Here is a 15653-nt window from a genome sequence, read left to right on the forward strand (position 1 = left end):
TGTTGCTACTTGAGAGGAAAGAAATCCGATGCGTTCCGATCATGTCCTCATGTTCAAGGCGATTTTGACCCTTTCGGGGTCGTCTATATGCGGCTTTGCCGATCAGATTGGGCGGCATCAGAGTTCGGTACAAAACGTGCTGTCGGGGGCGCGGCGGAGCCGTTTCATCGAGGAGAAGATATGCGAACGCCTTGGCAAGCCTTTTGCAGAGGTATTCGGCAGTGAAGAAGTGAGCGCAAAGAGTGAGGGAGATCGAAAATGACATGATCTAGAAACGAAAACCCCCCACGAAAGCTCTCGCTTACGAAGGGGGATGACAACACTGGGTGCTGTTTGTTTGGTAGCTCTTCATCCCGTGTTTCATAGCAAAAGTCAAGAATGGCGCGCCGCAATATAATATTGCGTCCGATGCCGCTTGTTTTTGCAAAATTTCATTGCCCTTGGTGGCAAACGGGGACGGAGCAGCACATGCCACATCTCGTGCGAAAGGCGCGGCCACACACTGCGATGCCCCCAAAGGAACGAGGAGCACGCAAGTGTATGATCCGATTTTTCTACCATCTCAAAGTCGCGCGAAGCGACAGTATTCGAATAAGTCAAAAGGCAGGTTGAGCGGCGTAGGTCCGGTCAGCACTTCGCGGCATCCGCATCCGTTCTCATTGGGTTTCGAAAGCGGTGTAGAACGTAAAGTGCGTGCAATGCTATTGGCGCGCCCCGACGTCGTCGACATCGTCGACCAACCATTTGAGATCCATGCAATCGATGAAAATGGTAAACCCTGCAAAAGCGTGCCGGACTACTTCGTCGAGTTTGAAGATGGTTCTTCGGCAGCAATCGAAGTCAAACCGACAGAGCGAGTGGTGTCGCTCGACTTCGAACAGCGGTTGGAGTTTTTCAGCCAGTTCTTACGACCAGATCAAGCTGACGAAATCATCCTGATCTCAGATGACTCCTATGAGGAATGGGAGGCAATCAACGCTGAACGTCTTCTGGAGATGCGCAGGGATCTGGACGAGGAAGCGGACGCAGCGATCCGAGAGTTGGGCTTGCGTCTGACATCGCCAACGACGGTGGGCGATCTTGTTGAAAAGGCAAAGATGGGTGGCCGCGCATTTCCGGCCATCTTCCGCGCGATCTACTCCGGCGTTCTTCGTCAGGTCGAGGCAGGAACAATCAATCTTTCAACAATCGTGGAAAATGGAGCAGAAAAATGAGTGGTAAGGTAATTTTCGCGGAGCAAACACAGCCCAAAGTCGACGGGATTTCGAAGCATATCGTGCGCTATGAAAGCAACGCGATGGTGACGTGCTGTTCTGAGACTGGGGGGTTTGAAGAACATACCTACAACGACATCATAGAAGGCCTCAATACGGGGCGCGTGGAAGCTGATCACGCCCATTTTGGGCTGCCTTGCGCGGAATTGCGGGCGAATTTTGAAGTGGAAATGGTTTCAAACCTACCGATCCATGCGCAAAAGAAATTGTTGTTTAAGCAGGCCTATTGCGACGCACTTCTTGAGCTGCTCTCGAGGGGAGATATCAAGCGCACTGAACAAAGCCTTAAAGACAACAGGGTTCTGATCGAAGAACTGGTCAACAAGTTGTTCACAACATCCAGTACCCGGGAACGAAAGAAATACGCTTGTAAGACCAGCTTCTGCGAACGATTTGATTTCCCGAGTGCGAGTCGGGGCCTGAAATGGCTGCGGAGATACGAAAAGATGGGTCGGTCGCCGCTCGCCTTGATCGACAAACGCTATCTCTCTGGGCGATCGGGGCTTCAGATGTGCCATGAGACGCAAGTTTTGATGAATGAGTGCGTGCTTGGATATGCGTCTTATAAACGGCCGTCCAAAGTCATGGTTGCAAAGGACACACAGCGTGCTTTCCGCAAAGCAAATGTTCAGCGTATTGCAGATGGTCGCGAGCCTTTGGACATACCATCGCAGTCGACAATTATTCGGGCAATCAATGCGTTGGAGCCATACCACGTAAAGTGCGAACGAGAGGGAGTTGATGCCGCCAATCGGCACTTTGCAATTGTGGAGGAGGGTGTTGACGTCCTGCGACCGATGGAGCGTCTGGAAATTGATGAATGGAAGGTTGATCTTATAACCTTGCTAGCCAAAGCAGGTATGTTCGGGCGTCTGAGCGATGAACAGATAAATGCGCTGCCGCAAGGCCGTCGCTGGGTATACATTGTCGTCGACGTCCGGACCCGCTGTGTTCTGGGGCTGAAAGTCGCGTCAGATTACAGCCCGGTAGATGCGATTGCTGCCCTGGAAATGGCTACGCGTGACAAAACCGAACTTGCAAAAGCCTTTGGTTGTCAAAAGCCTTGGGATCAGTTCGGCGGAATTTACAGCGTTTCGGCTGATCAAGGCTCGGCCTTCATCAGTTTCGAGTTCAAGCGTGCAGTCGTCGATTTAATGGGAACGGTGTCTTTCCCGCCTGCTGGTGTTCCGAAGCTCCGTGGACATGTCGAACGGTTTTTCAACACTTTCGCGATCGAACTGATGCCACTGCTGTCCGCAAGAACATTTTCAAACGTGGTGCAGAAGGGAGATTTCGAGCCAGAAGCGATTGCCGCGTTGACCGATGACCAACTTGCTGAGGTGCTCATACGGTTCGTGGTCGATGTGTATCACCAAAAACCACATGCTGGTCTGGATGGTCAAACACCGGCAAATTGCTGGGCGGAACAGGTGGAAAAGGTGGGGCGACTTGCCCCACCGGATCGCCGCCACCGCCTTGCTGCGCTGGGACAAAACTACACCCGCACGGTGTCAGGCAGAGGTGTCAGGTTTTGCGGTATCCACTATTCCAGCCCGGAGTTACGCGATCATTTTCTGACTTCGACCAAACGTAAGGTTCAGATCCGAGTTGACCGCAGTGACCTGGGTTGCATCGAGGTTAACTTGGATGGTGGCTGGGTTCCTGCAAAGCCGTTGGCGCAGGGATTTCACGGGTTGTCATTGGAAGCCTGGACACATGCCTGCCAGATATTACGCCGTAAATACAAGGCTGAGGCAGACATTAATCAGTCATGCGTCGATCAGGCGATCGAAGATATCTCCGAATTAGATCGCCAAGCGTGTTTGCGCATAGGTGTCACCCCTCAGGCGATGACGCCGGAACAAGTCAACCAGAACCGCAAAAAGCTCTTTTTGGGTCTGAATGTGATAGCGGGCCAGAAAACAGCCTCCAACGCGAAAAAGCATGGGTTGTTGGGGCTTCGCTTTCCGGGCGGCGGGCGACCGGTCAAAACTGCGGAAATCGAAGTTTCATTGGCTGAAGAGGACGAAGTGCCTGATTTCAATCGGGAACTTACCTGCAAGTTGGAGGATGAGTGATGGAATTGGATCGTTCAGAAGAGATCAGCCAGATAGTGGCTGATCTATCCGCCCGTTTCGTCAGTCACGCTGGCTACAGAGAGTTAGAGCGAGAATTCAATCGCCTCCTTTGGAAGCGTCGCGCAAACATCGCCTCCGGGCGTAGTCCCGAAGCACGAGGACTGATTGTCATTGGGAATTCGGGCAGCGGTAAGACTACGGCCGTGGATCGCTTGATCGCGCGCCATCCTCAGTTGGACCTTGGTAGGGATGGATCAGAGACCCTTGAGGCATTATCGGTTCGTGTGCCCAGCCCAGCCAGTCTGAAGTTTGTCGGTGAGAAAACTCTACACGGCTTTGGGATCACGACCGAACGTAGCAGGACCAGCAATTGGTTTTGGGACAAGGTGCAATTTCATGCGAAAAGCCGGGGCACGCTCTTTGTGCACTATGACGAAGCACAGGATTTCATCTCAAACTCCAAAGGCACCGAAATCAAACCAGTCATGCAGACACTCAAATCGTTCATGCAAAACAAACAATGGCCGGTTGGGTTGGTGCTCTCAGGGTTGCCTTGGTTGAAGGAACTGATGAACCTGGATGCTCAACTGTGGCGGCGCTTCAAACCCATTCATTTCCCGCAAATCAGCTATACAACCCATGGCCCGGATATCATGGCAATACTGGAATCCTACGTGGGTGTCGTGGGCCTGAAGCTGGGTGAAGGCATAAACAACAAATCGTTCTTGCGCCGCCTGATACATGCCGGATCCAATGAGTTTGGCATTACCGTCGAAATGATCGTGAATGCGATTGAGGAGGCCTTGCTGGATGACAGCAGAACCATCAGCATTCACCACTTCGCAGAGATGTATCAGTCGAGGGTTGGGTGTGTCCAAGCTCTCAACCCCTTTGTGGCTGATGATTTCAAAGTGATCGATGCTGGGAAGCTACTGGGCGGGATCGATGACCTCCAATCTGAGAGGATGAGGCAGGCGATCGAAAGCTATCGGAGGGCAAGCTGATGCAAGGAAAGCTTCCTCTTAGCGTTAACCTTGTCGACGGAGAAACGCCCGCGTCACTCGCAGTTCGGCTGGGCCGCAAGAATGGCAGTGAGTATGCTGCAGATTTTTGCCTGGATCGGGGTTTTCGATTGCAGGATGTAGCGGATGGCAGAGCTCAGGCTCTGTCGTCACTCGCCGTGCTTGGCGGAGTGAGCTTGGCTGACTTGAAGCGATTTTCGGTCGAGAGAATAGGCGAAACGCAGTATTCGGTTGCTGGTCAAAGACTGGAAAAAAGATGGATACAACGTTCGCGGCTTCGTTTCTGCCCCCGTTGCGTCGCCGAGGATTTAAGTGGCCCAACGCTTCATGGCTCGGCCCTCCGCGCTTACTGGCATGTTCCATTCATACGGACCTGTCAAAAGCATCAGGTGCCAATTATGGAAATCGACCACATCTGCCATACAAGAGGTCCCCACGATTTCACGGGTCGATTGAAAGACCTTGGGATCAGGCCTGAAAAGCTCGTCCGAAACTGTGGCCGACGCAAACCATCGACGCTTGAAACTTACCTGACCGGGCGGATCGATGGGTTTTCGCGAGATCCGTGGTTGGACGGGTTACCTTTCAATGCTGTCGCAATGGCCAGCGAGGCTCTTGGATTGATGATGGCCTTCGGTCGTGACAGGAAAATAGGCGCCTTGTCACCCGGAGAGCGGATTGAAGCTGGGGCTTCAGGGTTCGGAGTGGTTCGTGATGGAGAAGAAGCCATTCGAGCTTGTCTGGCAAACCTCCACCAACGCGGCGGCGCTCCAACCTGGTTTCAACGGCAATTCTATGGCTACTTCTTTCTATGGTTAGAGGCTTCGCATTCTGAACTTTACGAACCCATCAGAAAGATCATGCGAGATCACATCGTGCAGACTTATCCGGTTGAAGACGGTGAAGTCATATTGGGCGAAGCATGCAAACGCCGACGGGTCTATAGCATCAGGACTTTGAAAGAGGCGACCGGAATTGAGCCTAAGAAGCTCAAACACATTTTACATCAACACGGCTTTCTGGGCAGAGATGAAAAGACTGGCAAGTTCGAAAGGGGTGTTGTCTTCAATGCGGACGACATTGATCCAATAGTCGCGCGTTTCAAAGGGTCAGTTTGCCAATTGGCTGCACGCAGACGTGTCAACGCCCCGCGCGCGCAGTTCGACGTACTCTTGAAAGCTGGATTCATAGAGCCAATTGGCGGGGCGGGTGATGCCCGGCCAAGTTATGATCCTAAAGGACTTGATGATTTCCTTACATCTCTGCAGGAAAATTCGACGCCAGTAGATGCGGACAACGAGCATTGCGTTGATATCCAGACTGCATGCCGTAAGACGGTGACGGGGGCGGCGGAGATTGTTGATCTCATATTGTCCAAGCGATTGAAGTTCGTCGGCCGTCGATTAGGGCAGAAAGGATACTTGTCGTTGCGAGTTGATCCTCGCGAGATAGCTGAGCAGATGAGGTTGGCTGCTCCCAAGGGGTATATGAAACCAGAACTCAGAACTCTTCTGGGTGTGAATGATCCGGCGATCAGATACCTGGCTGATATTGGTTTGCTTCCGACCAGCAAATCTCGCCACCCAATATCACGAAAAGCTATATCTATCGTCACTTACGATGCGATGGACGCGTTCCTGTCGAAGTATGTGCCGGTAAAGCTTATGTCCGAGCTCTGGGGAATTCACATCCGCACTGTGGGGTACGGCCTGTTGAAGCGTGGTGCGACACTGCTACCGATGCCCAAAGACTGCAGCGGTAGGATATTTTTGCGTCATGATCTGCAACGTGTCACCGATCGCCAAGTACCTGATGCAAAATCTGCGATGGAGATGTTCAGCAACTGGGCGAAGATCGAAGGGGTCGGAGATTTCAGACCCCAATGAAACGTTGCTTACGTAAGTGTTTGTAAAACTGACCATTTATGTCACCGGGCCGCGCCGCAGCAGTCAGTGGCCCGGCTAATCAATATCTGTGATCATATCCAAGATACCTTTGCGCAAACTGTCTCTCGCGTATTGAACAGTAAGAAGTGCCTGTTCGATCTCGTGATCATCGCCGCTGTCATAAGCCGCCTTAATCAGTTCGAACTGTGCGGTTTGGCTTGTAGCGAGTGCGTATTCCTTTTGTATATTATTGACTGGTTCTTTCCTTTTTTACTCGTTGTTGGTTGTGGAGTTTGCTGCCTTGTTTGCATGCTACGCTGTCAAAAGGACACCTTCTCTGAAAATAGTGGCTACTTTAGCATGCGGCTATGTTTGATGCTCGCAACAAAACAAGGGCCTTCTGCAATGAAAAAGGTCATTCCGGATGGTTCGCATCAATTGATGTGGAGCGACACATAAGGTGACATTTATTGACGCCGAGTTGCCATTTCTCGGCGTCAAACCTGCAACTGTCATAGCAAAATTTTGCGGTTCCATCATTTAAGGCGGAAAGCAGAACTTCGCTGCGCATCGGTTGAATGACCAGGATGCAAATTAAAGCGGTCGTTCAGTGTCAGCCATCGCTGTCGCGGTTCTCGTCATCTAGTGGTCATGAATCCTGACCTTAGCAGGGGAGGACAGGCGCTTCTCGGTCCGCGCGTGCCAATGGAGACTTCCGTTGATGTATGGGTTTGACTATTCTCAAAGTGGCGAAATTTGACGTTAATTCATTACGATAGGTATTAAAGTGGCGAGAAGCATCACTGACGAAGAAATCGGCTTGATAAAAGCCTTACTCGCTAGAGGCGAACGCAACGTAGATATTCAGTTCTATTTTAACCGGCAAGATAGGCCAGTTAACTCTGGGCGCATTAGTCAAATTCGCAACGGAACCTACGGGCCAAACGTCCCTGCTGCATCACAAGCTGACCTCACGAACTTTCTTACAAATTTTCAGGTTGCTGCGGTTGGCGTCGTGAACCAAGGCGCAGCTACACCGACAATAGCAGAACGTGCTGCGCAGCGCTTTGAGCAGAGAGCTGACGGTAACTGGTATCTGAGCGATGGAGAGACGACCGAGCAGGAGTGTAAAGCGGAGTTCGACCCTAAGAAAATGAACCCACTGGTAAGGGCAATTGCCGCTCTCGCAAACAACAAAGGTGGTTTCATCTTTTTGGGCGTGGATAATGCAGGCTGCCAAGTTGCTGGACTACCTGACGATACATTCGACAATACAGATATTGTACGGATAAGCGACAAGGTGAAGACTTTTCTAGTTCCGACACCAGACTTTGTTAAAGAGACCATCCGAATTGGCGGAATGAACGTCGGTGTTCTGTATGTCGAGAAGTATAACGTTCCTCCGGTAGTGGTATGTCGCGATAGTGACGGGTTAGAAGACGGCAGCATCTTATTCCGCTATCCCGGGCAATCTGCGAAAATTAAGTTTGGCGATCTTCACGCGATGCTTCGCGAGAGAGACCAAGCCAGCCAGAGTGTGTTGCTTCAGTCTGCTCAACGACTTGCTGACATTGGCACCGACCGGTCGCTCATCGTGGACACAAATGCCGCGACTATGGAAACCTCCGATATGAAACTTACCATCGACCGAAAGCTGGCTGATCAGCTTGAGTTTATTCGGCATGGTGAATTTGAAGAAGTTGAAGGTGCTCCCGCTCTCCGCCTCGTCGGAGACGTCAAAGCGGTCGATGCCGATGGAGAGGCGTTGGAAAGTATCGAAGGACGTGCACTCACAGCCGACGGAGTTCTACAAGCTTTTCTGACAAAAGCACAAGTTCGGACGCCTTTAGACTATGTAAACGTATCCGCCCAAGTTCAGCGTCAATGGTTGCCGATGTTTTACTTCTTGAACCACGCGGAGGCGACAAAGGCTCAAGCAATTGAAGCATTGGATGGAACCGTAGCGGTCTACGCAAACAGCAAAGCCAACGCCTTAGAGCGATTGAGAGGCCAAAGAAGCGCGTTCAGCGCCGCCGGAGGGCAAGCTGTTCCAATTCTCGCAAAGATGATCGACGGGGATTTTGCAGGTCTTTTGGAGGAGGCGGATGATCGCGCCATAGCCAGAGCCATTCAGGCGCTACCGGACGGGTTCGACAACTTTGAACCAGTGTATGACCTTCTTCTCAACCTGTTTGATAGCGCCGGAACTAATAGCGCGAAAAAGGGCGGTGTCTTCAAAGCCTCCGCACGGCTAGACGAGTTGGCGTTCTTGCCTTTAATCGCCGAAGAATGAGCCACGTTCTCCAGAAGTAAAGCTAGCAGGTGCCTGTACGGCTGAACTGACCGGGGGGGACTTCGCCTACTGGACAATGCTGCACGTCACCGCCAAAGGCTGTTTCGGAGGCATTGTGCCGCAGCAATGGCTGTCGTGCGAATGTCCACAGAAGGCCGAATTAGATAGCTTGCCGCCCTCAATGCCGCTTTGCCCCCTTTAAGCGTTTCCTTGTCTTTCCGTCGGCCCGCTCGAACCGCTCGTTGAACCATTCTATGCTATCGTAATTGGAACCAGCGACTAGCTTGCATCCGCAATAGTAACGGTTACCTTCCCAAATCATCCCAAAACTTCTAGCAGATCTTATTCGGTACATTCCAACAATCTGTGGTGCTCCCCCACTTAATGAGTCTCTGCCTGCTTTGATCGATTGAAACAACGCCTGGAAAGCATGGCGACTTGTTCCCGCTTCTTCTTGGTGGTTGGAGATCGCAAGCTGTTTCCGGAGACTATCGCGTCCGGAGCCTCTTACGGAGGCAAAGTGGGATCGGTCCGATTGTAAGTCGATTTCGATATCCTTCCAAACCTGACCATCGGATTGGAAACTTACCTCCCAAAGTCTGAAAGAGCATGTCATCCCGCTTCCAGTTCTCGAAGCATGAAAAAGCTTGAAGTCAGGGACCTCTGCACTGACCGAGTTCTCAAGAGATTTCTTGATTGTACTTACCCACCTACCATGGCGTTCGTCAGCACAATTCATCTCGTCGTAGAGTAATCCAGCATCTATCTGACGCGTGACTTGATTGATTATCTGAGTCGGAAAGAAAGCCGATCCGCAATATCCAAATATGTCAGGGCTCGCACTGGACGCAAAAGTTTTTTGTCCAGCATCCCATCGCCGCGATGCGTTCCCCCATGTAATGCGACTGTCCGAAGCGATGTAAATGGCGCAAGGTCCACGTGAATCGATTGAAAGGTGCGATGCAATGGTCGTCATTGCGGAACTCCTCGCAACTGTTTATTCTCGGCCTCAACGGTGGAGTATCTGCAGCTCGACCAAATTTGCAACTCCAATCCGCTCCTCCAAAATCATGAATGGAGTGCTCGAGGTGAGGGCCCGCTGACTTTGTTGGCGGGCTGATTGGTTTTTGCGGTGCCTCAACCTGAACGACCGCTTTGTAGAAGGAAAGGCAGCGCCACGTGACAAGACCTATTTCTGCTTCGGAACGTTCGCTACAGCCTTCACCAAGGGAGGGAAGCTGACCTTCGCTAAGGGTGCGAAACTGACTGGGTCCCGTCTAGAAAGCAGTCATTGTCCATGCCAGTCTCAAAGGTCGGATTGTGTATAAAGGGCTAGTACGCCTATGAACCCTGACGTCACCAGATTTTGTACTACCAGGCCCTTGAAGCGGATTTTATAGTACCTATGTACATGTTGCTTCGGGGCATAGGACCCGGATGAACCGTGTTAAGGACCGCAAGCGTTATCTTCGCGCGCGGCGGGATCATCGGCGTGATTGGGTTCATGTCGCATCCTACTTGGCACAATGTGGTTGTAATATACCACGCTAGGTTATTCCGTACCGGAGGGCGCTTGCGCCTGTTGATGGGAGCTAGGTTCAAATAGCCCGGGCAGTTTTTGACGAACGGAGTCGCTATGCCCGGGTTTTACCTACCTACTGAAGAAGAATTCGATCCCCACACCGACGCTTTCATTCTTCACTGCCTCGCAAAAGAACGCCAATATCAGCACTTCGATCTCCCTTTGTCAGACGAAGCTCGAAACCAGCAGTTCGACTTTTCGTCCGAGGTCGCGCCACATCGTTTTCTACCACTGTTGGGGTACACAGATATCACCCGGAAATTTGTTCGGGACGATAGCGGCAACCGACACGAAAAGATTAAGAAGCGGCCCATTCGTTTTGCGGCTCACGAAGATGCCGCATACCTGCAAGCATATGCTGATCACCTTGGACCAATCTATGAGGCCGCACTTGTGGAAGACGGAACGAGCGGCAGTGTCCTTGCCTATCGGCGTGGAGGGGGAACCAATATTCACCACGCAAAGTCGCTCTTTGACGAAATCTCACAGCGGCAAAATTGCAGTGTATTCGCCTTGGACATTTCTGGGTTTTTTGACTGCCTCAACCATGATCATCTGAAGTATGAAGTTTCGCGTTTGGTCGGCGTAGATCGGTTGAATGGGCACGACTGGACGGTCTTCCACAATGTCACCCGATATTCTTGGGTGGAAAGCGATGATCTGGATACGTTGCTCGGTAGAAAACGTAAGCGGCACGGGAGGGTGTGTACACCCGATCAATTCAAATCGCATGTCAGAGGTCGTAAAAGTGGCTTGGTCCGTAAGCATGAATTCGATTTTGGTATCCCCCAAGGAACCCCTGTCTCTGGGCTGTATGCCAACATTTACCTCCGGACTTTTGATCAGGAAATTTTTCGAATGGTGAACAGTATTGGTGGTTCCTACCGTCGCTATTCCGATGACATCGCGGTCACACTGCCGCTGGGAGCAAAGCAAGATCATGTTGTCGGACTTATTGAAAAGTTCATCGCAGACTTTGCGCTCGCGCTGTCTGCCGACAAAACGGAAACAGCAGACTTCAACGGCGGCGCCTTGGTTGCCGACAAACCGATTCAATACCTAGGATTCACTTTCGATGGAGAGCAGACCTTGATCCGACCCTCTTCTATGGATGCATATCGCTCAAAGATGAAACACGGCATCCATGCGAAATTGGTAGCGGCGAAGCAGCAAGGAATTCCATCGTTTAAGGTGTTCAAACGGGAACTGTTGAGTCGATACACGCACAAAGGAATACGGCGTAACTTTATACAGTACGCTTATAAATCGGCTGATATTTTCGATGCGCCAGAGATCAGGCATCAGGTTAGAAACCACATCAAGTGGTTCAACAAAGCTTGGGATCGTGAAGTGGTCAAAGTCTACGGCGGTTTGGTCACTTCGGCATAGCAGTCAAAAATACAAAGAGGAAATTATGGAAGTTTGGTTTTGTATAAGCGGAAGTGTCGTTGCAAAGAGTGAAACAGGCATCGTTCCCCCGATTGGCTCAGAAGTCACGATACGAATGGACACGTACAAAAAGGGACTGGAAGCGGGGACTGTTTTGACATTCACGGTTAGTGAAGAGTTTCCACCGCACTACGACTACACTGCCGATGTGGTGTATGTCGATGTGAATGGTTGGGAGGTTCATAAACCTCATGAGGAGGTAGATGATTGATCAAGCATTGGTGGAATGGCACTTTTATTCCCTATGACAATGACGACGACAGCGGGGTTTTCTTCGTCGGAGGAACCTACGAACGGCACTGGTCTGCAAACCTTGCGCGTGCGGTGGCCGGTTTCGTTGCTCGGGAATGGAAATGGGTGATAGGAACAACACTTGCAGTCTTGGGTCTTGCAATGACCTACGCTCGCTTCTTTTGAGGGATTAGTACGTAAGTCATGAATCCAAGAGCTCCACAACTACTCCTCAAAATCAATGGAATGAGGTGTTGCGCAAGCTCGGTGAAGACTGATGAGGCTCTTCTTAGAGTACGGATAATGGCGTTATGCAAACCAACTGAGCCTAAACCTCCAATACGGACCCAAATATGAGCAACGATCCGTTCAAAAATGACGCGTTGAGTCGTGCCCTAGAGCTGAGCGAGGGCCCAGCAGAAAAGCTTATCCGCCAGATGGAACACAATTCGGCAACACGGATACTTCAGGAGCTTGAAAGCTCCCCTGCAATGCGGGCTGCCCAGATGATGGAGCGGAACGACATCAATAGGATCATAGATGCCGTCACCGCAGCTCATATGTCTTTCGAGGCGTTCACCAGATCACAGCAATGGGCAGAAGTGTCCAGTGCGATAGCTGCTGCGCATAGCGCTCTGGCGAGGCCTGAAACCTTTGAAGTGTTGCACCAAATTGATGCAAATCTGAAGCATCTTGTGACGAATGTGCCCCAAGCGGTTGTCCCGTTAGCAGATCAACTTCAGAGCTTTTCAGTTGCTGCTGCTGCGGCCGTTCACCCTCTTAGTGAACACTTGCAGAACATAGAAGCGTGGCAGGCCTCGCTTACCGAGAGGATGGGTCAGCTCCAGAACCCTTGGGCTATCGAGGATCACCTTGGCGTTTCATTTGTCGGCTTTGCGCGCATCGCGCGCCTGCATGACATATCCAGCAGTACCGAGCCGTTCGACCCGGCGGGCCAGGAAGTATTCTCGGAAGAACTGGGGGAGCCGGTTGCCTTTGACGAGGATCAATCCCCGGAAGACCGGGAGACCGCACAGATCGAAGCGGGACTGAACGCGGAAGTCGTCGCTTTCCCACAAGACGCATATCCGCAAGTCTTGTTCTCAGCAGGCTTCGAGCTGCGCTTTGCAGCGGTCGCACCGGTCAAGACGGACGGCGGCGAAATCGGGGAGTATGATCCGCAACATGCTCATTTTCTTGGCGAGATCGAGAATCGTCTTCGCTCCGTGATTGAGGCGGAGCTTCGCCGGATCGAGGGAGAAGCCTGGCTTCGGCGGCGGGTTCATGGCGACCTTCGTAAGAAGTGGCAGGACAGGAAGATAGCGGACCACGAACAACGCGGGGACTCCTTCCCTCACCTCTACTATGCAGATTTCATGGAGCTTATGCACATCATCTGCGAAGGTCGAAACTGGAAGGAAGCGTTTGCGCGTTTCTTCATCTCGAAACAGGATTTTCAAGTTTCGATGCAACGTCTCGCGCCAGTTCGCAATACCATTGGCCACAACCGGCCTTTGGTGCGAACCGACCAGCTGATCCTCTTGGCCGAGGGCACTCGAATTTTGCGCGCTCTGGGCGTTCATATCTGATGCCAGCACTACACTCTAGCCAGAGATTTCCTAACTCCAGATGCCTTCATGGACCGATCAGGTCGTGATTGTCGATACACATGAAATGAATGCCAAGAACTTATATGTTGCGCTCACCAGAGGGGCGAAGAGAGTTGTTGTATGCTCAACAACTCAGTATTTGCCAGCCACCTAGCACGTCAGAAAAGTTCGCTTCTTGAAAATACTGCGCGTTGTACGAATGGCTGGCCTAGTTAAGCTGAGGTGCGGCGTCCAATCGGTCGGTGGAGGTCGGCTGAGGGCCGTGACCGAGAAAGTAGGTGTAGACACAGCGAACTCGTAAAGTGTTCACATTACTAACAAGTTTCGAATATGTTTCTTTTTCGAAATCTTGTGTGGAGTTACGAAGTTTGCCAACGCGTTCTAGAAGCCATCAGTTAGAGGATTTATCGATCCGCGAATTCGAGCGCTTGTTGCCTGATGCTTGGGCACTTCGCCGGAAAGACAAAGACTACGGCGTAGATTTGGAGGTCGAAGTTTTCGACGACGAAGGAAAGTCTACAGGGCTCATGTTCTTCGTCCAACTTAAGGCTACTGACGACATTGCCAAAGCGCAGTCGGTTCCAATTAAGGTCGACCGCCTCGAGTATTTGGCGTCACTAGATACGCCTTCGATGGTAGTCCGCTATTGCGAACCTAGTAAGACGTTCCATTGGCTATGGTTGCCGGAAATCTATGCACGAACCTCCCCACCAAAGACAGAGACCATAACTATCGGCTTCAAACCTGCTGACGGATGGAATGACGACACAGCGGACGGAATTCCCGCGACCCTACGAACTTTTCGCGCTTTGCGGACAGGTTCTCGCAGCATACCTTTCGGATTGGAAGTTCACTGTGATCAAGTTGGACCAAACGCAGCTTTTGCGCTGAACGTCGCGGTCAGCAAAATTGTTGAGATCTCCCCGCGTTTTACGACTAATTGTAACCCCGAAAGCTGCCTGCCGCTGCTCATCTTGTTGAAGGGTGAAACGCTAAGGGTTTCGATAGATTCCATCGCATCGATATCCATTACAATTGATCCCACCGATCAAGATGAGATCCTCCAGATCCTTAGCTATGTGATCGCTTGCATGGCCCATCGTTCAGACTTTAAAGAGCACTTGCATGATTTGGCTGGTTTCTTTGTGCGTGAGAACCTTTCTTGTGAAAGCAGGGAGCTTGCCTCTGTTGTTGCGTCCAGTGTTGTCGACCATTGTGAAATGGCGGCAATCATCGCAAGCATCAACGGGATCCATGAAAGGCAAGATGACAACTATTTACGCTACATCCGCGCCCTGCTTAGTTGCCCCGCACCGCACGAAAAGAAACTATCGGCATTGCAACGTTTCTACGAGGATGCCATCGATGCACACGCCACTCAATCAGTGCGCGAACAGGCAGTCATACATTACTCTTTTGGAAATTCACTGCGGATTGCTTTTGAATACGAGGCCGCGTTCAAGCAATTTAACTTAGCAAGACGCAAGTATCCCAGATATCTAGAAAAGGGTTACTTTTTGGCGGAATTGGGGGCCACGCTCTATTTCTTGCAGCGGTACCGACTGTCATCAAAGGTCTACGAAGCGGCCCATGCGATTGAAGCAAACGCGCAAACCGCAATTTGTGCGGGTGACGCATACTTGTTCAGGGGCCAACCCGACAAGGCTGAAAAATTCTATGATGAAGCTTCAAAGTCCAACGACCAATTTGAAGCCACCGAGGCGAATGTCAAAGCTCATGCGGCAAGTTGGTTTGTCGAGTTCCTCAAGCAAAACAATCACGATCCAAATGTATTAATATCCAAACCGGAGTTCTGGTCCGATGTAATGCAGAACGCCATTGTTGGTGAGCATTACGAGCATGCCTTTTGTGCGTCGATAATTCTGAGCTACCTATTGGAGAACGATCCAGCAGCATGGACCGATGCAATCCAAATTTCGTTTCGGTTAATGTTGGAAGGCGGCGAACCTTCCATAATGATATCGACGCTGTCATGTGCAGTGCAACGATGCGGGTACCAAGCATATTCCTATTTCAGAGGCATTCTTGCCAGTAATGGATGCCCAACAGACGTTGTGCAGATGTTTGATCAGATCGCGAAAACCTTACAAGACGAACGAGCTTCCGTTGAACAGCCCTCGACGATTATGCGCCTCATCGAACCGCCATCATTTGATAAAGCATTGCGATACGAGTGTAACGAGAGATAGTGTCGACTTAGGCCGCGA

At 51.2% G+C, this 15653-nt stretch carries 11 protein-coding genes; all 11 read left to right on the forward strand.

From position 1 onward, the window contains the following. Nucleotides 1-28: 28 nt before the first annotated feature. The 11 genes from ACR0EN_RS17690 (at nt 29) to ACR0EN_RS17740 (ending at nt 15635) form a co-directional block, all read left to right on the forward strand. A complete protein-coding gene (locus ACR0EN_RS17690) occupies nt 29-262 on the forward strand; it encodes a hypothetical protein (RefSeq protein WP_480588085.1) in 234 nt (77 codons plus the stop codon). Nucleotides 263-536: 274 nt separating this feature from the next. Then, the gene (locus tag ACR0EN_RS17695; protein ID WP_480588087.1) at nt 537-1214 is read left to right on the forward strand and encodes a TnsA endonuclease N-terminal domain-containing protein; all 678 of its coding nucleotides are present in this window, start codon (nt 537-539) and stop codon (nt 1212-1214) included. After that, nucleotides 1211-3352, forward strand: a complete 2142-nt coding sequence (locus ACR0EN_RS17700) for a transposase (RefSeq protein ID WP_480588089.1) — start codon at nt 1211-1213, stop codon at nt 3350-3352. Before ACR0EN_RS17695 ends, ACR0EN_RS17700 begins: the two co-directional genes overlap by 4 nt. Next, a complete protein-coding gene (locus ACR0EN_RS17705) occupies nt 3352-4356 on the forward strand; it encodes an ATP-binding protein (RefSeq protein ID WP_480588091.1) in 1005 nt (334 codons plus the stop codon). The genes ACR0EN_RS17700 and ACR0EN_RS17705 overlap by 1 nt, the downstream gene beginning before the upstream one ends. Continuing rightward, nucleotides 4356-6260, forward strand: a complete 1905-nt coding sequence (locus ACR0EN_RS17710; protein WP_480588093.1) for a TniQ family protein — start codon at nt 4356-4358, stop codon at nt 6258-6260. Before ACR0EN_RS17705 ends, ACR0EN_RS17710 begins: the two co-directional genes overlap by 1 nt. Nucleotides 6261-7047: 787 nt before the next feature. Continuing rightward, nucleotides 7048-8553: an ATP-binding protein gene (locus ACR0EN_RS17715; protein WP_480588095.1), complete on the forward strand. Its 1506-nt coding sequence runs from the start codon at nt 7048-7050 to the stop codon at nt 8551-8553. Between the two features lie 1636 nt (nt 8554-10189). Next, on the forward strand, nt 10190-11524 hold the full coding sequence (gene drt2 / locus ACR0EN_RS17720) for an antiviral reverse transcriptase Drt2 (protein ID WP_480588097.1): 1335 nt from the start codon (nt 10190-10192) through the stop codon (nt 11522-11524). Between the two features lie 25 nt (nt 11525-11549). Next, nucleotides 11550-11795, forward strand: a complete 246-nt coding sequence (locus ACR0EN_RS17725; protein WP_170440698.1) for a hypothetical protein — start codon at nt 11550-11552, stop codon at nt 11793-11795. After that, the gene (locus ACR0EN_RS17730) at nt 11792-12001 is read left to right on the forward strand and encodes a hypothetical protein (protein WP_170440700.1); all 210 of its coding nucleotides are present in this window, start codon (nt 11792-11794) and stop codon (nt 11999-12001) included. Before ACR0EN_RS17725 ends, ACR0EN_RS17730 begins: the two co-directional genes overlap by 4 nt. Nucleotides 12002-12168: 167 nt before the next feature. After that, nucleotides 12169-13404, forward strand: a complete 1236-nt coding sequence (locus ACR0EN_RS17735; protein ID WP_480588100.1) for a hypothetical protein — start codon at nt 12169-12171, stop codon at nt 13402-13404. A 389-nt stretch (nt 13405-13793) separates the two neighbouring features. After that, nucleotides 13794-15635, forward strand: a complete 1842-nt coding sequence (locus tag ACR0EN_RS17740) for a DUF4365 domain-containing protein (RefSeq protein ID WP_480588102.1) — start codon at nt 13794-13796, stop codon at nt 15633-15635. Nucleotides 15636-15653: the final 18 nt, after the last annotated feature.

Source organism: Ruegeria sp. AB7 (assembly GCF_056542625.1).